The sequence below is a fragment of the Stenotrophomonas maltophilia group sp. LNF247 genome (genome assembly GCF_054083135.1).
This window is the reverse complement of sequence record NZ_JBSRQL010000008.1, coordinates 1-23,694: the sequence shown is the minus strand read 5'-3', so window position 1 is coordinate 23,694 and position 23,694 is coordinate 1. Positions and strand designations below refer to the sequence as shown.

General features: G+C 67.6%; 29 protein-coding genes. 6 read left to right on the top strand and 23 right to left on the bottom strand.

Going from position 1 to position 23,694, the window contains the following annotated elements:
• Positions 1 to 152: 152 nt before the first annotated feature.
• From ACTXG9_RS09940 to ACTXG9_RS09865, 16 genes are all read right to left on the bottom strand, one after another.
• Positions 153 to 950 carry a carboxylesterase family protein gene (locus ACTXG9_RS09940; protein WP_111103434.1) on the bottom strand — a complete coding sequence of 266 codons (798 nt, stop codon included), beginning with the start codon at positions 948 to 950 and terminating at the stop codon, positions 153 to 155.
• 70 nt (positions 951 to 1,020) lie between these two features.
• The gene (locus ACTXG9_RS09935; protein WP_019659457.1) at positions 1,021 to 1,287 is read right to left on the bottom strand and encodes a hypothetical protein; all 267 of its coding nucleotides are present in this window, start codon (positions 1,285 to 1,287) and stop codon (positions 1,021 to 1,023) included.
• Between the two features lie 59 nt (positions 1,288 to 1,346).
• Positions 1,347 to 2,708: a magnesium transporter gene (gene mgtE / locus ACTXG9_RS09930; RefSeq protein WP_019659456.1), complete on the bottom strand. Its 1,362-nt coding sequence runs from the start codon at positions 2,706 to 2,708 to the stop codon at positions 1,347 to 1,349.
• Positions 2,709 to 2,902: 194 nt separating this feature from the next.
• A complete protein-coding gene (gene ptsP / locus ACTXG9_RS09925; protein WP_277817696.1) occupies positions 2,903 to 4,621 on the bottom strand; it encodes a phosphoenolpyruvate--protein phosphotransferase in 1,719 nt (572 codons plus the stop codon).
• Positions 4,622 to 4,672: 51 nt separating this feature from the next.
• On the bottom strand, positions 4,673 to 4,942 hold the full coding sequence (locus ACTXG9_RS09920) for an HPr family phosphocarrier protein (protein WP_005408385.1): 270 nt from the start codon (positions 4,940 to 4,942) through the stop codon (positions 4,673 to 4,675).
• Positions 4,935 to 5,327 carry a PTS sugar transporter subunit IIA gene (locus ACTXG9_RS09915; protein ID WP_111103436.1) on the bottom strand — a complete coding sequence of 131 codons (393 nt, stop codon included), beginning with the start codon at positions 5,325 to 5,327 and terminating at the stop codon, positions 4,935 to 4,937. Before ACTXG9_RS09915 ends, ACTXG9_RS09920 begins: the two co-directional genes overlap by 8 nt.
• A 493-nt stretch (positions 5,328 to 5,820) precedes the next feature.
• Positions 5,821 to 6,705 carry an RNase adapter RapZ gene (gene rapZ, locus ACTXG9_RS09910; RefSeq protein ID WP_188250360.1) on the bottom strand — a complete coding sequence of 295 codons (885 nt, stop codon included), beginning with the start codon at positions 6,703 to 6,705 and terminating at the stop codon, positions 5,821 to 5,823.
• A 27-nt stretch (positions 6,706 to 6,732) separates the two neighbouring features.
• Entirely contained in the window at positions 6,733 to 7,683 is a 951-nt protein-coding gene (hprK, locus tag ACTXG9_RS09905) for an HPr(Ser) kinase/phosphatase (RefSeq protein ID WP_019659452.1), read from the bottom strand.
• Positions 7,680 to 8,132, bottom strand: coding sequence for a PTS sugar transporter subunit IIA (locus ACTXG9_RS09900; RefSeq protein ID WP_019659451.1), 453 nt, complete (start codon positions 8,130 to 8,132; stop codon positions 7,680 to 7,682). Before ACTXG9_RS09900 ends, hprK begins: the two co-directional genes overlap by 4 nt.
• Before the next feature lie 21 nt (positions 8,133 to 8,153).
• Complete coding sequence (hpf, locus tag ACTXG9_RS09895) at positions 8,154 to 8,471, bottom strand: ribosome hibernation-promoting factor, HPF/YfiA family (RefSeq protein ID WP_004147311.1); 318 nt, start codon at positions 8,469 to 8,471, stop codon at positions 8,154 to 8,156.
• 58 nt (positions 8,472 to 8,529) lie between these two features.
• Positions 8,530 to 9,951: an RNA polymerase factor sigma-54 gene (locus tag ACTXG9_RS09890; RefSeq protein ID WP_329859221.1), complete on the bottom strand. Its 1,422-nt coding sequence runs from the start codon at positions 9,949 to 9,951 to the stop codon at positions 8,530 to 8,532.
• A gap of 39 nt (positions 9,952 to 9,990) precedes the next feature.
• Entirely contained in the window at positions 9,991 to 10,710 is a 720-nt protein-coding gene (lptB, locus tag ACTXG9_RS09885) for an LPS export ABC transporter ATP-binding protein (protein ID WP_019659449.1), read from the bottom strand.
• On the bottom strand, positions 10,710 to 11,261 hold the full coding sequence (gene lptA / locus ACTXG9_RS09880; RefSeq protein ID WP_019659448.1) for a lipopolysaccharide transport periplasmic protein LptA: 552 nt from the start codon (positions 11,259 to 11,261) through the stop codon (positions 10,710 to 10,712). The genes lptB and lptA overlap by 1 nt, the downstream gene beginning before the upstream one ends.
• Before the next feature lie 103 nt (positions 11,262 to 11,364).
• A complete protein-coding gene (gene lptC, locus ACTXG9_RS09875) occupies positions 11,365 to 11,940 on the bottom strand; it encodes an LPS export ABC transporter periplasmic protein LptC (protein WP_019659447.1) in 576 nt (191 codons plus the stop codon).
• Positions 11,937 to 12,485, bottom strand: coding sequence for a KdsC family phosphatase (locus ACTXG9_RS09870; RefSeq protein WP_111102948.1), 549 nt, complete (start codon positions 12,483 to 12,485; stop codon positions 11,937 to 11,939). Before ACTXG9_RS09870 ends, lptC begins: the two co-directional genes overlap by 4 nt.
• A gap of 66 nt (positions 12,486 to 12,551) precedes the next feature.
• The gene (locus tag ACTXG9_RS09865) at positions 12,552 to 13,553 is read right to left on the bottom strand and encodes a KpsF/GutQ family sugar-phosphate isomerase (protein ID WP_111102956.1); all 1,002 of its coding nucleotides are present in this window, start codon (positions 13,551 to 13,553) and stop codon (positions 12,552 to 12,554) included.
• Positions 13,554 to 13,607: 54 nt separating this feature from the next.
• Between ACTXG9_RS09865 and ACTXG9_RS09860 the strand changes: the two genes are divergently transcribed.
• From ACTXG9_RS09860 to ACTXG9_RS09850, 3 genes are read left to right on the top strand one after another with little or no spacing between them, the layout of a single operon-like run.
• Positions 13,608 to 13,838: a BolA family protein gene (locus ACTXG9_RS09860; RefSeq protein WP_021202589.1), complete on the top strand. Its 231-nt coding sequence runs from the start codon at positions 13,608 to 13,610 to the stop codon at positions 13,836 to 13,838.
• A gap of 21 nt (positions 13,839 to 13,859) precedes the next feature.
• Positions 13,860 to 15,131, top strand: a complete 1,272-nt coding sequence (murA, locus tag ACTXG9_RS09855; protein WP_019659444.1) for a UDP-N-acetylglucosamine 1-carboxyvinyltransferase — start codon at positions 13,860 to 13,862, stop codon at positions 15,129 to 15,131.
• Positions 15,128 to 15,445: a hypothetical protein gene (locus ACTXG9_RS09850; RefSeq protein ID WP_019659443.1), complete on the top strand. Its 318-nt coding sequence runs from the start codon at positions 15,128 to 15,130 to the stop codon at positions 15,443 to 15,445. Before murA ends, ACTXG9_RS09850 begins: the two co-directional genes overlap by 4 nt.
• A 114-nt stretch (positions 15,446 to 15,559) precedes the next feature.
• Here ACTXG9_RS09850 and ACTXG9_RS09845 read toward each other — a convergent pair whose 3' ends face one another.
• From ACTXG9_RS09845 to purM, 7 genes are all read right to left on the bottom strand, one after another.
• Positions 15,560 to 16,243, bottom strand: a complete 684-nt coding sequence (locus ACTXG9_RS09845) for a DUF3108 domain-containing protein (protein ID WP_021202588.1) — start codon at positions 16,241 to 16,243, stop codon at positions 15,560 to 15,562.
• 2 nt (positions 16,244 to 16,245) lie between these two features.
• Positions 16,246 to 17,067 (bottom strand): DUF3108 domain-containing protein, encoded by an 822-nt coding sequence (locus tag ACTXG9_RS09840; protein WP_111102963.1) that lies wholly within the window; start codon positions 17,065 to 17,067, stop codon positions 16,246 to 16,248.
• 68 nt (positions 17,068 to 17,135) lie between these two features.
• Positions 17,136 to 17,795, bottom strand: coding sequence for a phosphoribosylglycinamide formyltransferase (purN, locus tag ACTXG9_RS09835; RefSeq protein ID WP_111102970.1), 660 nt, complete (start codon positions 17,793 to 17,795; stop codon positions 17,136 to 17,138).
• Positions 17,792 to 18,451, bottom strand: coding sequence for a DUF2238 domain-containing protein (locus ACTXG9_RS09830; protein WP_111102977.1), 660 nt, complete (start codon positions 18,449 to 18,451; stop codon positions 17,792 to 17,794). Before ACTXG9_RS09830 ends, purN begins: the two co-directional genes overlap by 4 nt.
• A gap of 40 nt (positions 18,452 to 18,491) precedes the next feature.
• Complete coding sequence (locus ACTXG9_RS09825; RefSeq protein ID WP_111102984.1) at positions 18,492 to 18,914, bottom strand: hypothetical protein; 423 nt, start codon at positions 18,912 to 18,914, stop codon at positions 18,492 to 18,494.
• On the bottom strand, positions 18,911 to 19,399 hold the full coding sequence (locus tag ACTXG9_RS09820; protein WP_019659437.1) for a hypothetical protein: 489 nt from the start codon (positions 19,397 to 19,399) through the stop codon (positions 18,911 to 18,913). The genes ACTXG9_RS09825 and ACTXG9_RS09820 overlap by 4 nt, the downstream gene beginning before the upstream one ends.
• A gap of 21 nt (positions 19,400 to 19,420) precedes the next feature.
• Positions 19,421 to 20,479, bottom strand: coding sequence for a phosphoribosylformylglycinamidine cyclo-ligase (purM, locus tag ACTXG9_RS09815; RefSeq protein WP_188250362.1), 1,059 nt, complete (start codon positions 20,477 to 20,479; stop codon positions 19,421 to 19,423).
• A 99-nt stretch (positions 20,480 to 20,578) separates the two neighbouring features.
• Here purM and ACTXG9_RS09810 point away from each other — a divergent pair, with 99 nt between their 5' ends.
• Genes ACTXG9_RS09810 through hda form a run of 3 tightly spaced genes read left to right on the top strand, consistent with a single transcriptional unit; the run spans position 20,579 to position 23,591 of the window.
• Positions 20,579 to 21,718, top strand: coding sequence for a DUF2066 domain-containing protein (locus ACTXG9_RS09810; RefSeq protein ID WP_019659435.1), 1,140 nt, complete (start codon positions 20,579 to 20,581; stop codon positions 21,716 to 21,718).
• Complete coding sequence (locus ACTXG9_RS09805; RefSeq protein ID WP_111099197.1) at positions 21,715 to 22,884, top strand: AI-2E family transporter; 1,170 nt, start codon at positions 21,715 to 21,717, stop codon at positions 22,882 to 22,884. Before ACTXG9_RS09810 ends, ACTXG9_RS09805 begins: the two co-directional genes overlap by 4 nt.
• Positions 22,884 to 23,591, top strand: coding sequence for a DnaA regulatory inactivator Hda (gene hda / locus ACTXG9_RS09800; protein WP_456115747.1), 708 nt, complete (start codon positions 22,884 to 22,886; stop codon positions 23,589 to 23,591). Before ACTXG9_RS09805 ends, hda begins: the two co-directional genes overlap by 1 nt.
• The last annotated feature ends 103 nt before the right edge of the window (positions 23,592 to 23,694 follow it).

The window sequence follows — 23,694 nt, the reverse complement described above, 5'->3', positions numbered from 1 at the left end:
GCCGACCAACGGTTGGCATCCACCAATACCCAAGCCGACCAACGGTCGGCACCCACCAATACCCAAGCCGACCAACGGTTGGCATCCACCAATACCCAAGCCGACCAACGGTTGGCATCCACCCACAGATGTTTCCCAGCAGAAGCTATGGCTCAGCGCTTCTGCGCGAACATCCATTCCCACATCGCCGGGTCGGCGTAGGTGGCGTCCCAGGCATTGTGGTTGCCTTCCGGGTATTCGGTGTAGCGCACGTCACGCGCGTTGGCGTTCTGGAATGCGGCGTGCAGCCGGCGGTCGTCATCCGGCGGCACCACGTCATCCAGCGCGCCATGGAAGATCCAGATCGGCGTCTGCCGCAGGCGCTGGGCAATGGCCGCATACGGGTCGGTTTCACCGGCCACCTGTTCGACGAACAGGGTCGGACGTACCGCGCGCGGCGCCAGCACCGCGCCGCATACCGGCACGATCGCAGCAAATCGGTGCGGGTTGTCCAAGGCGATATTCCAGCTGCCGTAGCCACCCATCGACATGCCGGTCAGGTATTGCCGCGCCGGATCGGCACCGAACTCGGCGATCGCTGCATCCAGCGCGGCCAGGGCCACACGGTTGTTGCGCCCGCTCCATTCCCCGCGTCCCGGCGCCTGCGGAAATACGGCCAACGCAGGGAAATCGGCGGCCTGCTCGCGCAGGTACGGTCCCAGCCCCGCGTGGGTCTGCTTCACGCCATCGGCGCCGCGCTCGCCCGAACCGTGCAGGAACAGCACGACCGGCAGTGAGCCCGGTGTACGCGCCGATGCGGCCGGAATGAATACCTGGTAGTAGGCCGTCTCGCCATCCACCTTCACGGCGCGGGCTTCGAAGCGACCCCGCGCGCCATCCGGCAGCGACGTGCAGCCGCTCATCAACAGAAGGGCCAGCAGTGGCAGCCAGCGCGACAGCAAACGGACCATGGGGTTTCCCGAAGTGGCGAGATCGCCTGCATCGTAGTCCGCTGTCGCCAGCGCGGCATCGTGCGCCGCGTCACTGCGGGCGCGGGAAGCTGGCAATGATGTCCAGTTGTTCCTGCGCTTCGGCATTGCCTGCCGCCGCCGCAGCCTGCACCTGCGCCATATCCGGGTGCAGGACCACCAGCAGCGGGTTCTCGCAGACCGGGCAGTCATACTCGGTGGCGTCCTCGTCCAGTTCCATCTCCATGGCGCGCGAGCTGCCCTTCCACTCGCAGGCCGGGCAGGTGTGCTGCTGGTCGCGCCAGCCGGGCTGGAAATAGTTTTCGATCGTTGTTGCCATGGGTGTTCCGGTTGGGTGGAGTCAACGACCCGCGTGGCGGGGGCCGATCCTCGATGCGGTCAGTGCAGCAGCACCAGCGTGGCCAGGCCGAGGAAAGTGAAGAAGCCCATCGAGTCGGTCACTGCGGTCAGGAAGATACCGCTGGCCAGCGCTGGATCGAAGCCGAAGCGTTTCAGTGTGAGCGGCACCAGCACGCCGGCCAGCGCTGCGAACAGCAGGTTGCAGGTCAGTGCGATGGCGATCACCGCAGACAGCCCGGGTGAATGGAACCAGGCCAATACGATCAGGCCCAGCACCGAGCCGAGCATCACGCCGTTCAGCAGCGCAACACGCACTTCCTTCCACAGCAGGGTGCGCGCGTTGGAGGCGCCCACCTGGCCCAGCGCCAGGCCGCGCACCATCAGCGCCAGCACCTGGGTGCCGGCGTTGCCACCGAGGCCGGCCACGATCGGCATCAACACCGCCAGCGCCACCAGCTTGTCGATGGTGCCCTCGAAGTGACCGACCACGCTGGAGGCCAGGAAGGCCGTGCACAGGTTGATCGACAGCCACATCAGGCGGCGGCGCATGGCGCGCCAGACCGGGCTGAACAGATCCTCGTCCTCGTCCAGGCCGGCGGCGCCCAGCGCCTGGTGCTCGGCCTGGCCACGGATGATGTCGACCACGTCATCGATGGTGATGCGACCAACGAGGATGTTGTTCTCGTCCACCACCGGTGCGGAGATCCAGTCATGGTCGGAGAACTGCCGCGCGACTTCCTGGTCGCTCTCGCCGACGTCGATGGCCGGCTGCTCGTCGTCGATCAGGCGGTTGATCGGGGTGGTGTCCTCGTGGGTCACCAGTGCCGCCAGCGACACCCGGCCAAGGTACTGATGGCGCCGGCTGACCACGAACAGGTGGTCGGTGTGGTCCGGCAGTTCGCCGCGCAGGCGCAGGTAGCGCAGCACCACGTCCACGTTGACGTCGGCGCGCACGGTCACCACGTCCGGGTTCATCAGGCGGCCGGCACTGTCCTCGGGATAGGACAGCACCTGTTCCAGGCGCTCGCGGTTCTCGCGGTCCATCGACTTGAGGACTTCGTCGATGACCGTATCGGGCAGGTCTTCGACCAGGTCGGCCAGGTCGTCGATGTCCAGGTCTTCGACCGCGGCGATGATTTCGTCCGGGTCCATGTCCGCGAGCAGGCTCTCGCGCACGTCGTCGCCGACGTGGACCAGCACCTCGCCGTCATCTTCCGGATCGACCAGGCCCCACACCACCTCACGCTTGCCCGGCGGCAGCGATTCAAGCAGGTTGCCGATCTCGGCCGGGGCCAGGGTGTTGACCAGGCGACGCACCGGGCCCAGCCGACCGCTGTCCAGTGCGTCGGACAGCATCCGCAGTTGGCGCGCAGTCTTGTCGTGGCGTACGGCTTCAGCCATCGCAGCTCCCGCGGGATAAGAAAAGCCGCGATCCCGGCAAGGATGCGGCAACAGGGGTGTTCAGCGCGTCATTATCGCAAGGGGATGTTTCAACGCATAGCCGAGGGGCGGTGGTTGCGCCGGCCGCTGGCCCGCAATCGTCCCCATCGAAGTCCACGAGATTGCCGGCCAGCGACCAGCACTACCCTCGGCAGTCAGGCCGTTTCGGCCACCAGCGCCAGCCAGCGCTCGATCGCGCGGCGGTCGCGTGCGGCCAGCAGCTTGGGCGCGCGCGCGCGCAATGCGGCCAGATCGGCATCGCGGATCGCACGGCGCACTTCCAGCAGCGTGCCGGGGTGCAGGCTGAACTCGGTCAGGCCCAGCGCCAGCAGCAGCGGGGTCATCCGTGCGTCGCCGGCCATCTCGCCGCAGACCGCCACCGGGATGCGGTGACGCGCGCCCGTCTCGATCACCATCTGCAGCAGTCGCAGCACGGCCGGATGCAGTGGCGAATACAGTTCGCCCAGTGCCTCGTTGTTGCGGTCGGCGGCCAGCAGGTACTGCACCAGGTCATTGGTGCCGATCGACAGGAAATCGACCAGGTCGATGAAGCTCTCCAGCGCCAGTGCTGCCGCAGGAACTTCGATCATCGCGCCCAGCGGCACGTGGTCGGACACCATGTGGCCCTCGCCGCGCAGCTGTTCGGTCAGCTTGAGCATGCGCCGGCGCACCGCCAGCAGCTCCTCGCGGGTGCTGACCATCGGCACCAGCACGCGCAGCTTGCCGTAGGCGGAGGCGCGCAGGATCGCGCGCAGCTGGGTATCGGCCACCTTCGGGCGTGCCAGCGACAGGCGTACGCCGCGCAGACCCAGGGCGGGGTTCTCTTCATTGCTGAGGGTCAGGCCGGTGCGGTCGGCCTTGTCCGCGCCCAGATCGAGCGTGCGGATGGTGACCGGTCGCCCGCTCATGCCCAACGCGGCATCCCGGTAGGTCTGGAACTGTTCTTCTTCATCCGGCAGCTCGTTGCGCTGCAGGAACAGGAACTCGGTGCGGTACAGGCCCAGTCCCTGCGCGCCCAGCGCGTGCGCCTGGGTGACGTCTTCCAGCGATTCGGCATTGGCCAGCAGGGCGATGTCGACCTGGTCGCGGGTGCGGCTGGGCTTGCTGCGCAGGCGGCCGAGCTCGCGCTGCTCGCGCGCATGCTCCTTCAGGCGCGCGCGATAGTCACGCAGGTTGTCGGCCTGCGGGTTGGCGGTGATGCTGCCGTCGGCGCCATCGATGATCAGCACGTCGCCATCGGCGATGCGGCTGAGCAGCTGCGGAACGTTCACGATCAACGGCAGATGCAGGCTGCGCGCCAGGATCGCACTGTGCGACAGCGCGCTGCCGGCGGCGGTGACGATGCCAACCACGCCCTGGGCCTGCAGCTGGGCCAGTTCGGACGGGGCGATGTTGTCGCAGACCAGGATCTCGCCGGCCAGGCCCTTCATCACCGGCGCGCGTTCAGGCTGCAGGAACGCGTGGATGCGGCCGATGACATGGTCCAGGTCGTCCATGCGGCTCTTCAGGTAGGCATCGTCCATGCCATCGAAGACCTTGGCCAGGCGGTCACGCTGCAGGCGCAATGCGTAGCCGGCACTGTAGGGACCGCTGCGGATCAGCTCGTCCAGCCCGAACAACAGCTCGGGATCGTCCAGCAGCAGCGCGTGCAGGTCCAGGAACTCGCCCACTTCCTGGTTCAATGCGCCATGCAGGCGCTGGCGCAGTTCGTGCATTTCCGTGCGCGCGGCATCCACCGCACGATGCAGGCGGGCCAGCTCGGCCTCGACCTGGTGGGCGCCGATGCGTTGCTCGGCCACCTCCAGCGCATGCGGCAGGCGTACCCGTGCGCGGCCCATCGCCGCGCCACGGGCAGCACCGTGCCCAGCCAGCAGCTGGACCGGCCGCTGGCCGGAAGGAACCTGGCCGGCGCGCGCGCGGCACGCTCAGCTGTCCTCGTCGAAGCGGCGCTCGAACAGACCGACCACCGCTTCCATCGCGGCGGCTTCGTCCTCGCCGTTGATGCGCACCGTGACCGGAGTGCCCTGGCCGGCGGCCAGCAGCATCACGCCCATGATGCTCTTGGCGTTGATCTCACGGCCCTTGGCGGCCATGGTCACGTTGCAGCGGAACGGCGCCAGGGTCTGCACCAGCTTGGCGGTGGCCCGGGCGTGCAGGCCCAGGCGGTTGCTTACGGTGAGTTCTCGTTCAAGCATCGTCGACTATCGCTCCATTACGGGTGCCCGCCGCGGCTGTGGCGGGCAGTAGATCCAGTCCCTGTTCCGGATAATTCATCACCCGCAGCAACATCGGCAGGCTCAGCGCCGATACCCGGCGAACCGGGGTCCCCAACCGGGCCAGCTGCCCGGCTAGGTTGGCGGGGCTGGCGCCGTACAGGTCGGTCAGGATCAGCACGCCATCCCCTGCATCGACCCGCCGCAGGGCGGCCGAGGCGAGCGGGAGCAGGGCGTCCAGGTCTGCGTCGAACGGTACTTCGAAAGCTTCGGTTTTCAGCGGCAATTGCCGCAGGAGCCGGGTCGCCACCTCAAGCAGGGCGGGCCCGACCCCCGGATGTGTTACGAGGAGAATGCCACAGGTCATTACTGCACGTTAACAGGTCAAGGTGAATTGGCGATAGCAGCAGGAGAGGGGCACTGTGTCCCGTATTCAGTGTTGCTCGCGTGGGAGCCCTTTTCCGTTGGAGAAGAGATTCGACCCCATCCGTTTTTCGATGCCTGGCAGAGATTCATCCACGCATGGCGTGGATCGTGTCGACCAAGGTCGACACCCACCAACAGCACACGGAATCTGTCAGAGGCGGGGCGGTGTGGGCAGGAAGGACCGTTGGCGCCATGGATGGCGCCATCGAGCCCCCAGGGGTGAGGGCGCTTTGCTTGCGAAGCACTGCTTCGCAAGCGCCCGAACGCCCAGCCGCCAGCGGCTGGGCCGGACCGCGGAGCGGGGTTTACGGCGTGTCCTGCAGATCCACACCGCCCCGCCATCCCACGGAATGCCGCTTCTGCTGTTGCTGTTGCTGTTGCCGGCCAGCGGCCGGCACTACCGGCGGGTGCCGGGCGCAGCCCGGCCGACTCTCTCAATCCTGTTCGCGGTGATACGTGGCCACATCTTCCCAGCCCATCTCGCGGGCATGCCGGGCCAGGCGCTCGGCCAGGAACACCGAGCGGTGCTTGCCGCCGGTGCAGCCGAACGCCACCGTCACATAGCTGCGCGTGCCATCACCCAGCTTCGGCAGCCACGTATCGAGGAAATCCATCAGCTGGCCCAGATAGCGCTGCACATCCGGCTGCGCTTCAAGGTAGTCGCGTACGCCCGGTTCGCGGCCGCTCAGCGCACGCAGATCGGGGTCCCAGTGTGGATTGGGCAGCACCCGCGCATCGAATACGAAGTCCGCCTCGGCCGGCACGCCGCGCTTGTACGCGAACGATTCGAACAGCAGGGACAGTCCGGTGGCATGGTCCAGCGTGAACTCGGTGATGATCCGCCGCCGCAGCTGATGCACGTTGAGGTTGCTGGTATCGATCACCGCATCGGCCTCGCGGCGCAGCGGTGCCGTCAATTCACGTTCGCGTGCGATCGCTTCGGGCAGCGACAGGCCCAGCTGGCTCAGCGGATGACGGCGCCGGGTGTCGGCGTAGCGCTTGAGCACAGCCTCATCGCTGGCCTCGAAGAACAGTACCTTCACTTCCACGCCGGCGTCAGTGGCCAGCTGCCGCCAGTTGCCCAGCTGGCTCAGATCGGCCTGTCCGCGAACGTCGATGCCCACGGCCAGGCGGCGCGGCGCGCTGCCGTCATGGTTGGCCAGCAGGCTGCGCACGAAGTCGGGCAGCAGATTGATCGGCAGGTTGTCCGAGCAGTAGTAGTCCTGGTCCTCGAAGGTCTTCAGGGCGACGGATTTACCCGAGCCGGACAGGCCGCTGACGATGATCAGGGTCGGGGCGGAGGGGGTGACGGTGCTCATGGACAGGCTCTTCGAGGGGCAGGGAAATCAGGGTGTTCGCCGTTCCAGCAGGTTGCTGTGGCGGGCGATGAACATAGCCGCCGGGTCGATGCCCTTGGTGCGCAGGATGTGCAGGCGGGTCGCGGCTTCGGTCAGTACGGCCAGGTTGCGGCCGGGCATCACCGGCAGGGTGATCAGCGGAACGTCCAGGTCCAGCACATGGCGGGTGCCCGAATCGCCGGTCAGGCGTTCGTAGCCATGTGGGGTGGGTTCGGTCATCGGCTTGGTCAGGTGGACGATCAGCCGAAGGTACTTGTTCTTCTTTACAGCCGTGTCGCCGAACATCTCGCGCACGTTGAGCACGCCCAGGCCGCGCACTTCCAGCAGGTCCTGCAGCAGTTCGGGGCAGGTGCCGTCGAGTACGTCCGGGGCGATCTGGGTGAACTCGGGGGCATCGTCGGCGACCAGGCGATGGCCGCGGGTGAGCAGCTCCAGCGCCAGCTCGCTCTTGCCCGATCCGGCCTCGCCGGTGATCAGCACGCCGATGGAATAGATCTCCATGAACACGCCGTGCAGGATCACCCGCGGCGCCAGCGTACGCGCCAGATGGTAGGACAGGTGGTTGAGCAGTTCGTGGCCGCGCTTGGGCGAGAGCCACAGCGGCGTGCCGGATTCGTCAGCAGCGGCGCGGAGGTCTTCCGGGCAGGGCTGGTTGCGGGTCAGCACCAGCGCCAGCGGGTGCGACTGCATGATCTTTTCGATGGTCTCCCAGCGCTGGCGTGGTTCCAGTGCATCCAGCCAGGACAGTTCCTCGGTGCCCAGGATCTGCACCTTGTTGGGATAGATCGCGTTGAGGTAGCCGGCCAGCGAGGGACGCCGCGAGACGGTATTGCCGGCCTCCAGCTCGCGCTTCTCACCGGACTTGCCGGCGGCCCAGCGCAACCCCAGCCGCTCGCGCTGCTGTTCGAACAGTTCACGGGCGGTGATGCTGGTATTCATGCGGCACTCGCAGGAGGGGTCATGTCCAGCGCCTCGCGCAGCGCCCGGGCATCGCCCGCTTCGCGCAGGGCCTGGCGGATGTCCGGCGCGGAAAACAGTTCGGCCAGCTCGGACAACAGCATCAGGTGCTGGTGGGTGTAGTGGGCGGGGACGGCCATGGCGAACACCAGGTCCACCGGTTCGTCGCCGCCGAAATCGACCGGGGCGGCCAATCGCAGCAGGGCGCCACGGGGGCGATCAAGGGTAGGCGCGCGGCCGTGGGGGATGGCGATGCCGTGGCCGATCGCGGTGCTGCCCAGGGCTTCGCGCTGGCACAGGTTCAGGTAGATCTGTTCGGCATTGGCCTGGCGGCAGGCCAGCAACCCGGCGGCGGCCTGCAGGACGCTGTCACGGTCGGTGGCCGTGCAGAGCTGGGTCTGCACGGCCGCCAGGAGGTCAGTCAGGGGCATGTCTGCGGGGAACGGTGGCGATCAGCCACCATTGTCGCCCACCGGCAGCGGCGCGTGCTGCTGTTTTTTCTCCTTGTGCTTGATCACCAGGCGGTCAAGCTTGTCCGCAAGCAGGTCGATCGCGGCATACATGGTCTGGGCATTGGCCTCCGCGTGCAGGGTCTGGCCCGGGATGTTGAGGCTGGCGTCGACATGGTGTTCGGTCTTCTGCAGCTTGAGGGTCACCCGCGCTTCGCAGTGCTGGTCGAAGTGCTTTCCGATCCGGGCCAGCTTTTCCTCCACATAGGACTGCAGGGCCGGGGTGACTTCGACATCTTTGCCAAACGTTTCGATGCGCATCGGGTTTCTCCTGTGTTCGGATGTGCCAATGAACCTCTCCGCCGGGCGCGGCGGCGCGTCAAGCGATTCTGACCCTTTCGTGCGAGGCGGAAATGTTCATGGCTTCACGATACTTCGCCACGGTGCGCCGCGCTACTGGGATTCCCGACGATTTGAGCAGGTCAGCCAGCTTGGCGTCAGAAAGCGGCTTGCGCGGATTCTCATCGTCGATCAGGCGCCGGATCATCGCCTGGATGGCGGTGCTGGACGCCTCGCCGCCGCCTTCGGTATCGATGCCGGAGGCGAAGAAGGCCCGCAGTGGCAGGGTGCCGCGCGGGGTGCGCACGTGCTTGCGGGCGATCGCACGCGACACCGTGGATTCGTGCAGGCCCAGTTCGGTGGCAATCTCGCGCAGGGTCAGTGGGCGCAGCGCCTGCTCGCCGAATTCAAGGAAGCCGGCCTGCTGCAGGATCAGGCTGCGCACGACGCGCAACAGGGTTTCGCCGCGCTGCTGCAGGCCTTTCAGCAGCCAGCGTGCTTCCTGCAGCTGGGCACGCAGGTAGCCGGCATCGGCATCGCCGCAACGCCGGATAAGCTGTTCGTAGCCGCGGTGGATCACCACCTTCGGCCCGGCATGGGCGGCCAGTGCAGCGCGCCACACGCCGTTCTGCCGCCATACCACCACGTCCGGCACCACGTAAGTGTCCTGCGACAGCGGTGCGATCTGCGTGCCCGGGCGCGGGTCCAGCGAGCGCAGCAGCGCGACGGCAGTCTCGACCTCGTCCATCGGCTGCTTCAACTCATGAGCAAGCCCGGCGACGCCACTGCGTGGCAGCCGTTCCAGCGGGCCTGCGGCAATCTGTCGCGCCAGCGCCAGCCCGGGCGTTTCGCCGGGCAGCACATCCAGCTGCAGCAGCAGGCATTCGCCCAGCGTGCGTGCAGCCACACCCACCGGATCGAAGCGCTGGATGCGATGCAGCACGGCGAGGATCTCGTCCTCGCCGGCGTGGATCGCCGGCAACAGGGTGTCGGCGATGGTGCCCAGCGGTTCGCGCAGATAACCGTCATCGTCCAGTGCATCGATGAGCGCGGCACCGATGCTGCGATCACGTGGGGACAGATGCGACAGATGCAGCTGCCACAGCAGATGGTCGGCCAGCGTTTCGGTTTCGGCTACGCGCTCGGCGGCGCTGCCATTGTCGTCGTCATCGTCGAAGCTGCCGCCGCTGCCGGACGCGTTCCAGTCCAGTTCCGCCGGCGCCCAGTCGTCGCCGGCATCGGCGCGTTCTGCGGGCGCATCGTTGTCGTTGTCGTCGCCTTCGCCGGCAGGACTGCTGCTGTCACTGCTGTCGGCCCAGTCCAGCAGCGGATTGCTTTCCACCGCCTGGGCAATTTCCAGCTCCAGCTCGGTGGTGGACATCTGCAGCAGCTTGATCGCCTGCTGCAACTGGGGCGTAAGCACCAGTTGCTGTCCCAACGATGTCTGCAGCCGAGTCTTCATGCCTGTGCCGAAAGGAAGGAAAGGGACCCGGCGACTGCTTCACAGCTTGAAGGAATCCCCGAGGTAGACGCGGCGTACATCGGCGTTGTCCAGGATCGCTTCCGGCGAACCCTGGGCCAGCACGCTGCCCTCGGCGAGGATATACGCGCGGTCGCAGATACCCAAGGTCTCGCGCACGTTGTGGTCGGTGATCAGCACGCCGATGCCACGCTGCTTGAGATGGGTGACGATGCGCTGGATCTCGCCGACCGAAATCGGATCGACACCGGCGAACGGCTCGTCAAGCAGGATCAGGCGCGGCTGCGCTGCCAGGGCGCGGGCAATCTCGCAGCGGCGGCGTTCGCCACCGGACAGGCTGGCGCCAAGCTGGTCGGCAACATGGCCCAGCTGCAGTTCGTCGAGCAGGCTGTTCAATTCGCGCTCGCGGCCGGCCGCATCCAGGTCTTCGCGCAGCTCCAGCACCAGGCGGATGTTGTCGGCCACGGTCAGCTTGCGGAATACCGACGGTTCCTGCGGCAGATAGCCCACGCCCTGCTTGGCGCGGGTATACATCGGGTCGCCGGTGATGTCCTTGCCGTCGAGCACGATGCTGCCAGCGTCAGCCGCAACCAGGCCGACGATCATGTAGAAGCAGGTGGTCTTGCCGGCACCGTTGGGGCCCAGCAGGCCGACCACTTCGCCGGCGTCGAGGGTCAGCCCGAAATCCTTGACGACTTCGCGCTGCTTGTACTTCTTGCGCAGGCCCTTGGCGACGAGCATTACTTCCTGCTCCCGGCCGGCTGCGCCGGCGTGGTGGCCTTGGGCTGTGCCGCAGGCGCGGCCGGGGTCTTGTTCTTCGGCGGGATGACGGTGCGCACACGGCTGCCGTCACCACCGGAGTTCATTTCGCCGGTGCGGGTGTTGTAGACCATGCGCTGGCCGGCATTGGTGCCGCGCGCGCTGGTGACCTTGTAGTTGCCGGTCAGGGTGATGATCTCGGTCTTGATGTCGTAGTCGATGCGGTCGGCAACGGCATCCATCCAGGTGCCGTCATCGAGCTGCTGCTTCATCTTGGCCTGCTTGCCAGTGAACACCGCGCGCACGGCTTCGCCATCCTTGAGGTAGATCTCGGCCTCGGACGAGCGCAGGTCCAGCGTGCCCTGGGTGATGATCACGCCCTGCGACAGCACGGTCTTGCCGTCGCCGGTGAGCGTGCCGGACTGGGCGCCGGAATCGATGTGCATGTCTTCGTTGCGGTCGGTGGACTTGGCGAAGGCGGCGCTGGGGACAAGAAGACCGAGCGCGAGTACGGCGGCAAAGGAAATCTTCATCGGGGTCCGTTCTACCGGTGGGGGCCTCCCGGGCGGGCCGGGGGCGGAGGGTGGGGCTGCCGGCCCTGCGCCTGTCCGGAGACGTCGCGGGCTGGCGGCGGAATCAGCGTTTGGGCGTGTAACGGCCCTTGGACTGGCTGAGGAAATGATACGTGTTGTTCTTCGAATCCACTTCGAAGCCGACGCCGGACTGTTCCATGCCCGGGCGGGTCATGGTCACCAGGGCGTCGGTGCGGGCGCGGTTCTCCTTCGGGAACACGTCCAGATGGTCGGTGCGGAAGGTGGTCGGCACCACGCCCGGATCGGCCGGGCTGTCGCCGGCCACATTGCCGCGCAGCTTCATCTGGTCGCCCTTGGCGCTGAGCCAGCCGGTCTCGGCACGCAGGGTCCAGTGCTTGCCATCCTTGTCCGGCATCTCGAACAGCGGCGTGGCGATGTTGATGGTCTGGTCGCCACGCTGGCGCTCCAGCCGCGGCGCACGCAGGGTGGTCGACTCCTTGCCGTGCTCATCCAGGGCCACGATCTGGAAGTCGTGCAGAACGTAGTCCACACCCGGCTCCTGGCTGTCGTTGGCCGGGCCCTTGTCGCGGTTGCGCAGGGCGGCCCAGCTGCTGAGCAGCGCCGCCAGCAGCAGGCCGACGCCCAGCAGGGTGCGCCAGTTCAGTGTCGGCAGGCTCATGCGCCGAACCTCGCCAGCACCGCATCCACGTGGCCCTGTGCGGCCAGCAGGATGTCGCACAGTTCGCGGGCGGCGCCACGTCCGCCGTCGGCGCGGGTCTGCCAGTGCACGCGCTCGGCGATCCACGGGTGGGCGTTGGCCGGGGCCACTGCCAGGCCGACCGCGCCCAGCGGCGCCAGGTCCGGCAGGTCGTCGCCCATGAAGGCCACCTGCTCCAGGCCGACGCCGTGCTGCGCGCACAGCGCCTGCACGCTGGCCAGCTTGTCGCCCACGGCGATCTGGGTGTCGATGCCGAGGTCGGCGCCGCGCTTGAGCGCGGACTGGCTGTTGCGCGCGGTGATCAGCACGGGGTGGATGCCGTGCTGCTGCAGCAGTTTCAGGCCCAGACCGTCCTGCACGAAGTACGCCTTGCTCTCGTTGCCGTCCTTGTCGTAGTACAGCCGACCGTCGGTGAGGGTACCGTCCACGTCGAAGCAGGCCAGGCGGACGCGGGCCGCAGCGGCATGCAGGTGGGCGGGGAACGCGGGCAGCGGGGACCAGGGCATCAGGCGATCAGGCTCGGTGGGGGCGTGTGGGGCATTACAGACTGAATGGGGTCTACGGACTGTCGGTTAAACCACCCGGGCCCGCAACAGGTCATGAATGTTCAGGGCGCCGACCGCACGGCCCTGGCCATCAACCACGATCAGGCCGTTGATTTTCTGGGTCTCCATCTGCCGCGCGGCCTCTACGGCCAGCTGGTCGGCACCGATGGTGCGCGGGTTGCGGGTCATCACATCGGCGATCTTCGCGGTGCGCACGTCCAGCGCGCTGTCCAGCGCGCGGCGCAGGTCGCCGTCGGTGAACAGGCCGATCAGCACGCCATCGGCGTCGACCACGGCGGTCATGCCGAGCCGCTTGCGGCTCATTTCCACCAGCGCCTCGCTGAGGCTGGCATCGGCGCTCACGCTGGGCAGGTCCTCGCCGGTGTGCATGACATCGGTGATGTGCAGCAGCAGGCGACGGCCGAGGCTGCCGGCCGGGTGCGAGCGGGCGAAGTCGTCGGCGGTGAAGCCGCGTGCGTCAAGCAGGGCCACGGCCAGCGCATCGCCCATCGCCAGCGAGGCGGTGGTGCTGGAGGTCGGCGCCAGCGCCAGCGGGCAGGCCTCGGCCGGCACGCTGACGTCCAGGTGGATATCGGCGGCGGTGGCCAGGCTGGACTGCGGGCGGCCGGTCATGGAGATCAGCAGGTTGCCCTGGCGCTTGAGCACCGGCAACAGCATGAGCAGCTCGTCCGACTCCCCCGAATAGGAAAGCGCCAGCACCACATCGTCCTCGGTGATCATGCCCAGGTCACCGTGTCCGGCCTCGCCAGGGTGCACGTAGAACGCCGGGGTGCCGGTGGAGGCGAGGGTGGCGGCGATCTTGCGGGCGATGTGCCCGGATTTGCCCATGCCGGTGGCGACCACACGCCCGCGGCTGGCCAGGATCGCCTGGCAGGCCTGCTGGAAGGCCTCGCCGAGGCGGTCAGCCACGGCCTCCAGCGCCTGCCGCTCGATCTCGAACACGCGGCGGCCACTGGCGATCAGGCCGGCAGGGTCGGCAGAACGGGGGGGCAACAGGGATTCGGCCATGCGGACGCCACGCAGCGGAAGTAGAATGGATGCACATTTTATTAGGAAAGCCCGTTGGACGCCGACACCATCCGCAATCTGATCGAAACCGGCCTGCCTGGCGCCCGCGCCGATGTGCGTGGCGACGATGGCGTGCATTTCGAAGCGACCGTGGTCTGCGAGGCCTTTGCCGGCAAGATGCCGCTGGCCCGCCACCGGATGGTCTATGCCACCCTCGGCGACCTGATGGGCGGCGCGATCCACGCGCTGGCGCTGAAAACCGTGACCCCGGCCGAAGCCGGCTGAACCGCAGAAGATTCCCAATACATGGCCAAGATCGTTGTGACCGGCGGCGCTGCGCTGCACGGTGAAGTGAGCATCTCCGGCGCCAAGAACGCCGTCCTTCCCATCCTCTGCGCGACCCTGCTGGCCGATGCGCCGGTGGAGATCACCAACGTGCCGCACCTGCACGACGTGGTCACCACGGTGAAGCTGCTGGGCGAACTGGGTGCCAAGGTCACCATCGACCAGGGCACGCTGTCGCGCGGCAGCGCGATCGTGGTCGACCCGCGTTCGGTCAACCAGCACGTGGCACCTTACGAGCTGGTCAAGACCATGCGCGCCTCGATCCTGGTGCTGGGCCCGCTGCTGGCCCGCTTCGGCGCGGCCGAAGTGTCGCTGCCGGGCGGCTGCGCGATCGGTTCGCGTCCGGTCGACCAGCACATCAAGGGCCTGCAGGCACTTGGTGCCGAGATCGTGGTCGAGAACGGCTTCATCAAGGCCAGCGCCAAGCGCCTGAAGGGCGGCCACTTCACCTTCGACATGGTCAGTGTCACCGGCACCGAGAACGTGCTGATGGGCGCGGTGCTGGCCGAAGGCACCACCATCCTCGACAACTGTGCGATGGAGCCGGAAGTGACCGATCTGGCGCATTGCCTGATCGCGCTGGGCGCGAAGATCGAAGGACTGGGCACCGCCCGCCTGGTGATCGAAGGCGTCGAGCGCCTGTCCGGTGGCCGCCACGAAGTGCTGCCCGACCGCATCGAGACCGGCACCTTCCTGGTCGCTGCGGCGATGACTGGCGGCAAGGTCACGGTCAACCGTGCGCGCCCGAACACCATGGACGCGGTGCTGTCCAAGCTGGTCGAGGCCGGTGCGAAGATCGAGACCACCGACGACACCATCACCCTGGACATGCAGGGCAAGCGGCCGAAGGCGGTCAACCTGACCACCGCGCCGTACCCGGCATTCCCGACCGACATGCAGGCCCAGTTCATGGCGCTCAACTGCGTGGCTGACGGCGTGGGCGTGATCAACGAAACGATCTTCGAGAACCGTTTCATGCACGTCAACGAACTGCTGCGCCTGGGCGCGGACATCCAGGTTGAAGGCCACACCGCCATCGTGCGTGGCAGCGAGCACCTGAGCGGTGCGCCGGTGATGGCTACCGACCTGCGTGCGTCGGCCTCGCTGATCCTGGCCGGCCTGATGGCCAGCGGCGAGACCACCATCGACCGCATCTACCACCTTGATCGTGGCTACGAGAACATCGAAGAGAAGCTGTCTTCGCTCGGCGCCACCATCCGGCGCGTGCCATGATCCTGCGTGGCAAGTTCAGCCCGCGTCGCAAGGCACTGCTGGCCCTGGTGCTGATCGTGCTGGCGTGGCTGGGCTATGCCTGGTACGCCAACATCGCCATTACCCAGGGCATCGAGCAGAGGGACATGGACTGGAACGGCGATGGCACGGTCTCGCGCGACGAGATCATCGAGTCGTTCTACGCGGTCGCGGTGAACGACAGCCAGGACGGCAACCGTCATTGCCGCACCTTCGTCTGGCGCAGCACCGGCGAGCAGATCCGCGTGGACTGCCGCACCGAGTTCAAGCCCGCTGCGGCCGAGGAAAAGAAGTAAGAAAAACGCCCGCGCAAGCGGGCGTTTTTCCCGGGGCGTCCATCCACGCATGGCGTGGATCTACTCCAGGTTTCCAGTAGATCCACGCCATGCGTGGATGACGTGGATCTCCGGTCAGTTCAGCGCCTTGATGGTCAGGTCCAGCGCATCGCGTCCGCCCTCACGCTGCAGCATGCGCGCCGGCACCGGGAACTCCGGCACGATCCAGGCGATCAGCTCCTTGTTGCCGTCGGCGCGCGAGACCTTGGTGGCCTCGTAGCTCTTGCCGCCCACGTTGATCGATTCCTTGCCGACCACGCGGTAGGTCATGTTCTTGATGCGGCCTTCGTCAACCATGCGATAGGTCAGCGGCTTGCCGGCGGCCAGGTCACGGGTGATCGCCAGGTTGATCAGCAGCGCATCCATGTCACCGGCCTTCAGCGCGATGGGGCCGGCACGGTCCGGCTTGATGTCGCCGGTCCAGGTGGCCTGGTTGCTGGTCCAGTTGTAATTGGCCTGCACGTTGCGCTTCTTCACCAGCAGCGCCGAGCGGTCCTGGCTGCTCAGCGGGCGCAGTTGCCCACGTACTTCCTCGAACACGGTGCTCTGGCTCAGGTCGGCCAGCTGGTTCTTCACCTGCAGGCTGTAGCGCCACTTGTTGCTGCCTTCGTTGGACAGGGTCATCGTGCCGTTGGCCTGCATGCCCATGTAGCTGGCCAGGTAATCCGCCTTGAAAGGTTGCAGGGCCATGGCCGGCAGGCTGGCCACGGACAGGGCAGCGGCCGCGATCCAGGCGAGGGGGCGGGTCGGGATGCTCATGCTCAGACTCCTTGGTATTCGATCAGGCGCAGATCGACGCGGTCTTCGCCGTCTTCGCGTTGCAGGATGCGCACCGGGGTGGGGACCCCGTTGGCGATCCAGAGGATGGTTTCATTTTTGCCGCCGTTGGTCCGGTAGACCCGCAGCGCGTTGTAGGACAGGTCGCCGACCTCGACGTTCTCGGTCTGCGGCGCGGCCTGGTAGTCATGCTGGCGGACCTTGCCCATGTCCACGTAGCGGTAGTGCATCGCGGCGCCTGGGCGGGCGTCGCGCATGATTGCCAGATTGATCAGCAGCGCACTCTGGTCGCCCGGCTGCAGCGGAATCGGCTGTGCGCGCTTCTTCTCGACATCGCCGCTCCACTGCGCGGTACCGGCCTGCCAGTTGTACGTGCCGACCGCCTTCTTGCCGAGAAACAGGCCCTTGCGCACCGTGCTCTGGCTCAGCGGTGCATAGGTGCCAGCGCGCTCCTCGAAGACCGTGCTCTGCTCGATGTTCAGTCCCAGCACGCTGGCGAACCCGCGGCGGCCGACCACCTGCATGTCCACCCGCCACTGGTTGCCGCCGGTGTGGGTGACCTGCATGCTGGCGTCGCCGGCCTCCGTGCCCTTGTAGAAGGCCTGGTAGGTCGCGGTGAACGGCTGCAGCGGCGGCGGCTCCCAGGTCAGCGCCGGCGGCATCGGCACGGCCGGTTCCGCAGGCGGTTGGACTGCAGGCGCCGGCTGCGCAGGGGCCGCAGGCGCTTGCACTTGGCCCCAACCCACGCCGGGAAGCACGACAAGCGACAGCAGCAATGAAGTGGACAGCAGGGTCGTGGTCTTCATGGAGGACAGGAGCTGCAGGAGGGGGGCAGGATGCCAGCCCCGCAGTCAGCGGGGCGTGTGCGTGGGCGTTACCGGTTCAGGTTCCCGGCGGAATCTAGGACCAGTGGGCTAAACAGGGGGTGACCGTCCAGGTGCGGCTGCCCCTCCCGTTCAGCCAGGCGGCCGGCGCACAGCAGCTGCAGGGTGGCGATCAGCAGCGGATGCTCCACCGCCAGCACACGCGCCGCCAGGCTGTCGGCGTCATCGCCGGGCATCACCGGCACCCGCGCCTGGGCCAGCACGGCGCCGGCATCCAGCTCGGGCACTACCAGGTGCACGCTGGCCCCATGCTCCGCATCGCCGGCGTGCAGCGCCCGCGCATGCGTGTCCAGCCCCTTGTGCAGCGGTAGCAGGGAGGGGTGGATGTTGACCAGCCGGCCATTGAAGCGCTGCACGAAGTCGGCGCCGAGAATGCGCATGTAGCCGGCGCAGACGATCAGATCCGGCGCGACCGCGGCCAGTGCATCGCCCAAGGCCTGCTCGTAGGCGGCGCGGTCACCGAATTCTTTCGGTGCATGCGCCCAGCGCAGGCTGTCGCCGACCCGTTGCAGCGCGGCTGCGGCTGGGCGGTCGGAGAACACGCCGACAACCTCGGCGGGCAGGCGGCCGTCAGCAATTGCGTCAAGGATGGCCTGCAGGTTGCTGCCGCGGCCGGAGGCGAGCACGGCAATGCGGGTGGGCGTGCTCATTGCCGGGCACTCCGGCGGATCAACGGCCAGGTCAGCAGACTGCCCAGGGTCGCCAGCAGCATGTCGGCATGAGCGTCCCACATGTCGCCCTGCTGCCCGTTGTAGGCCTCGGCGGCGTCGGGCGACAGGGCAAGCGCGATGGCCCACTCGAACCACTCGTAGACCAGGCTGGCGCACATCACCGTCATCACCGCCAGGCTGAAGGCCTGGCCCAGGCGCAGCGCCGGCCAGGCATGCCGGGCCAGCTGCAGCAGCGCGGGGGTGAAGCAGACGCCGAACAACAAGTGGATGAGACGGTCGAAGTGGTTGCGCTGCCAGCCGAAGGCGGCATTCGGCGACCAGCCGGCCAGCGCCTGTGCCCAAGCGTCGTAGGGCACGTTGGAGTACAGCCAGCGCGCGCCCACGCAATGCAGTGCGATGAAGCCACAGATCGCGATGAAGGCGCCATTGCCCAGCCAGCCACGCCGGTCCACCCAGAGCAGGGCAGCCAGGCCGACGACGGTCAGCGAGCTGTGCAGGGCCTGTTCGACGGGCCACAGCGGATCGATCCAGCTGACCAGGAACACGGCCAGTACGGCGGTGAAGGCCAGCTTCTTGGGCAGTGAAACACGATAGCCGCGGGCAGTGGCGTTTGCGGCGGTGGCGGGCGCGGACATGTCGGATCGGTCAGGAGGGAGCGATGGGTTGCCTGCGGGCTCAGGCACTGAGGTGGTCGCCGCGGTCGAACAATGCGGCCATGTCAGGCTTGGACAGGAACACCCGGGCATAGGCCGTCAGCGCCATGCCCAACGGGCCGGCAAGCACTGCCAGCCATGCCGCGCGCTGGCACCAGGCCAGCCCGGTGCGGCGCGACAGCAGGCGCGCGGTGTGCAGCTGTACGAAGCCAAGCGCCGCCGCCAACAACGAAATGACCCCGTAGACCGTGCCCAGCGCCGCGCCTTCGTCCAACCCCCGGGAACTGGCGACCAGGCCGATGAAACCGAGGAAGGCCAACGCGGCCAGCCAGTGGAAACCTGCCAGCGCGTAGAACAGCACCTTCAGCGTCTGCAGGTGGCTGGCCAACTGCAGCTGCGCCAGGGTCTGCTGTGGCAATGGCGGAGGCGCGCCCGGCATCGTCATGCAGCCGTGCCAGCTGCATCGAAGGCGGCCTTCACCTGCGGGCGCAGCAGTGTGACCAGGGTGAACACCCCTAGAACAGTGCCCAGCGGCGCGAACAGGCAGAGCAGGCCGGCCACGATCAGGCACAGCAGGTAACGACGCCGCCGGGCCACGCAGCGGCCGGCATGGATGACGAATGCGGCCATGCCCAGGCCGCCGGCGACGAACACGGTCCCCAGGACCGTGAACACCCAGCCGAACAGGCGCTGTTCGGCCGGCGACGAGGGCTGGCCCCCGGAGTTCATCGGCAGATGGCCGCTCAGCGCACTGATGCCGAGCACGATGTACAGAATGAAAAACAGCGAGAGCAGCGCAATCAGGCCACCGAACACATAGTGGGCGATGGACAGCGCGCGCAGGTGGTCAGCGTCCTGCCTGCTGAAGACCGGCACCGCCGCCAACGGCGGTGGTACCGGGGTGGGTGCCAGGGGGGGCGTTGCGTCCATGCGGGCTCCTGGTTGCCGGGCTCAGCCGATGTGGACGCGCTCGGCGCCTTCGGCGGTGACCACCTGGCCGATGGTCCAGTGCTCCAGGCCCTGCGCCCTGACCGCCTCGGACACGGCAGCCTCTTGGTCCGGCGCGACGATCAGCACGAAGCCGATGCCGCAGTTGAAGGTGCGCCACATCTCGCTGTCGGCCACGGCGCCTTCCTTCTGCAGCCACTGGAATACCGGTGGCAGGGTCCAGGACGAGGCCTGGATGTCCAGGCCGAGGCCGTCGGGCACCACGCGGATGATGTTCTCGGTCAGCCCGCCACCGGTGATGTGGGCCATGCCGTGAATGGCCTCGCCGTGTGACTTCAGCAGCGCCAGGATCGGCTTGACGTACAGGCGGGTCGGCGCCATCAGCGCATCGACCAGCTTCACGCCGCCTTCCAGCTCCAGATCGGCCGGGCGGCCGGCACGGTCGTAGATGCGGCGCACCAGCGAGTAGCCGTTGGAGTGCGGGCCGGACGAGGCGATGCCGATCAGCACGTCGCCGGCAGCCACGCTGGCGCCGTCCTTCAGCTCGCTCTTCTCGACCGCGGCCACCGTGAAGCCGGCCAGGTCGTATTCGCCCGGGGCATACATGTCGGGCATTTCAGCGGTTTCACCACCGATCAGCGCGCAGCCGGCCTCGGTGCAGCCGTTGGCGATGCCGCCCACGACCGCCGCGGCGGTGTCGATGTCCAGCTTGCCGGTCGCGAAGTAGTCCAGGAAGAACAGCGGCTCGGCACCCTGTACCAGCACGTCGTTCACGCACATGGCGACCAGGTCGATGCCGATCGTATCGTGGCGGTTCAGCTGGTGCGCCAGCTTCAGCTTGGTGCCCACGCCGTCGGTACCCGACACCAGCACCGGCTCGCGGTACTTGTTGGACAGGTCGAACAGGGCGCCGAAGCCGCCCAGGCCGCCCATCACTTCCGGCCGGAAGCTGCGCTTGACCAGGGGCTTGATCCGCTCGACCAGCTCGTTGCCGGCGTCGATGTCGACACCCGCGTCACGATAGGTAAGGGGGGAGGGGGCGGAAGACGGGGTGTTGGTCACGGGCGTCGGCGCTGGCAGGGGTTGAACGGGCGATTTTAACAGGCCGCATTGGCGCAAAGGCCGTATTCGGGCAACAATTCCCCCGGATACGTCGAGCCAATGGATGTCCTGATGCGCCGCAGCCTGATTCTGACCCTGCTCCTTGCGCTGAGCCTGCCGGTGGCCACGATGGCCCAGAGCGGCCTTCGCACCGAGGGTGATGTCGCCACCGCCAGTGGCGCGTACGAGGCCGAAGTGCCCGTCAACAGCCAAGCCGAAGCCGATCGCAACGGCGCCCTGGCCCGCGCCCTGAGCGTGGTACTGGGCAAGCTGTCCGGTGATCGCAACGTGATGTCGCGCCCCGGTGTGGTGCAGGCACTGCGCAATGCCAAGGACTACGTGGCCAGCTACGACTACAAGCAGGACCAGAGCGTAGGCGCCAGCGGCGCGCCGAGCTTCCGGACCCTGCTGGTGGCCCGTTTCCGCGAGGACGACGTCGATTCGCTGGTCTCGGCGCTGGGCCTGCCGCTGTGGCCGCAGCCGCGACCAAAGCCGGTGGTGTGGCTGGCCGTGGATGACGGCAGCGGACCGCGCCTGGTCAGCGTGCAGCAGGCCAATGCCGCCCGCCCACTGCTGAACCGCGCCATCGAGCGCGGCTACAAGCTCGGCCTGCCCAGCGGCGGTGCCGCCGAGCAGGCGCTGGCCGGTGCCATCTGGCGCCAGGACAGTGCCGCCGTGGCCCGCGCTTCCTCGCGCTACTCACCGCCGATGCAGCTGATCGGCAAGCTCTACCGCGCCAACGGCGGCTGGCAGGCGGACTGGGTGTTCGTCGACAACGGCCGTGAGCTGAACAAGTGGACCAGCAAGGACGCCAACGCCATGCGGGCGATGGCGGCCGGCGCCGATGGCGCCGCCGATGCGCTGGTCAGGCGCTATGCGAAGGCCGGCGCCGCCGTCGGCCAGGCCGGAACCTACCGCGTGGTGGTCACCGGCATCAACAGTGCCGACGACTACCTGCGCCTTGCCGCCGGCCTGCGCGAGGTGCCGGTGGTGCGCAACGTCACCCCGCTGCATGCTTCGGCCGGCCAGCTGGAGCTGAGCCTGGAGATGACCACCGGCCTGGCCGGCTTCAACCGCATGCTGGGCGACAACGGTGTACTGGTGCCGAGCGCGCCGCTGCCGGCCCTGCCGACGCCGATCGACGACACCACCGGTGCCCCGGTCGCAGCACCGGTCAGCAATGAGTACCGCCTGCGATGACCCTGACCCCGGAAGCGGAAATCGCGCAGTTCCTGCGCCGGCTGAAGTACATCCTGTTCGCCGGCCTGGTCGGCTGGGTGGTGTGGCTGCTGGCCCCGATCCTGACCCCGTTCGTGCTGGCGCTGGCACTGGCCTGGCTGGGCGACCCGCTGGTGGACCGCATCGAGGCCACCGGCCGCTCGCGCATGACCGGCGTGGTGCTGGTGTTCGCGGCGATGGTGCTGGTGATCGTGGCGCTGCTGCTGGTGCTGGTGCCGATGATCGAGCGCCAGATCACCACCCTGATCGCGGTCGCGCCGCAGGCGCAGGCGTGGCTGATGGAAAAGGGGATTCCCTGGTTCGAGCAGAAGACCGGCCTGGAAGTGATGCAGTGGCTGGATCCGGACCGCCTGATCGAGTGGGTGCGCAGCCACTGGCAGCAGGCCGGCGGCGTCGCCACCACGTTCATGGGCTACGTCTCGCGTTCGGGTTTTGCGATGGTGACCTGGGTGGTCAACATCCTGCTGCTGCCGATCCTGGCGTTCTACTTCCTGCGCGACTGGGACAAGCTGGTCGAGCGGGTGGCCTCGGTGATTCCGCGCAACCACATCGGCACCATCACTGCGCTGGCGCGTGAGTCCAACGAGGTGTTGGGGGCGTTCATCCGCGGCCAGTTCCTGGTGATGCTGGCATTGGGCGTGATCTACGCCGGCGGCCTGTCGCTGGTAGGCCTCAAGCTGGGCCTGCTGATTGGCCTGATTGCCGGCCTGATCAGCTTCATCCCCTACCTGGGCGCGACCACCGGCGTGCTGATGGCGGTGATTGCCGCGCTGGTGCAGGCACAGGGCTTCGACCTGAAGCTGCTGATCCTGGTCGGCGTGGTGTTCACCGTGGGCCAGCTGCTGGAGAGCTACGTACTGACCCCGCGCATTGTCGGCGACAAGATCGGCCTGCATCCGGTGGCGGTGATCTTCGCGGTGATGGCCGGCGGCCAGCTGTTCGGCTTCCTCGGCATGCTGCTGGCGCTGCCGGTGGCGGCGGTGACCAACGTGCTGCTGCGCTATGCCCACCAGCGTTACCGCCAGAGCGAGCTGTACGTGGGCGAGAAGCCGGCGATCGTGCTTGATGGCGTGGTCGACGCCCCCCATATCATCGTTCCGACCGACAAGGGCCCCGACCTGAAGTGATGGGCGTGCCGCAACTGCCGCTGGCCCTGCATTACCCGCGGGACCAGCGCCTGGAGACCTTCATCGGTGCGCCGGATGGCGCGCTGGCGCAGCTGCGTGCGATCGCGGTCGGCGCCAGCCACGATTGGGTCTACCTGGAAGGCGCGGCGGGCACCGGCAAGACCCACCAGGCGCTGGCGACGTGCTCCAGCGCCGAGCAGGCCGGGCGCCTGCCGACGTACGTGCCACTGGCCAGCGCCGCCGGCCGCGTTCGTGCAGCGCTCGACGGGCTGGACGCACGCGAACTGGTGGCGCTGGACGGGCTGGACGAAGTTGCCGGCAACCGCGAGGACGAGATCGCGCTGTTTGATTTCCACAACCGCGCGCGTGCAGCAGGCGTGACCGTGCTGTACACGGCGCAGAAGGCGCCGGAAGAACTGGGCCTGGTACTGCCGGACCTGCGTTCGCGGCTGGGCCAGTGCGTGCGCGTGCTGCTGCAGCCGCTGGATGAGGAAGGTCGTGCTGCGGTGCTGCGCGAGCGCGCGCTGCGACGCGGCCTGGCCATCGACGAAGCGGCCATCGATTGGCTGCTGTCGCACACCGGGCGCGAGCTGGGTGGGTTGATCACGCTGCTGGACTGGCTGGACCGCGAATCGCTGGCGGCGAAGCGGCGGATCACCGTGCCGTTCCTGCGCCAGGTGCTGGAAGAAGGCCGGCCTCGTTACTGAGGGTGGGGTTTGTTTGCAGGGCTGCGCCCTGCACCCGCAGAAGCAACGTCAACGTCAACGTCAAAAGCTGGCTATCCGTGGGATGGCGGGTGGGTCCGGTTGC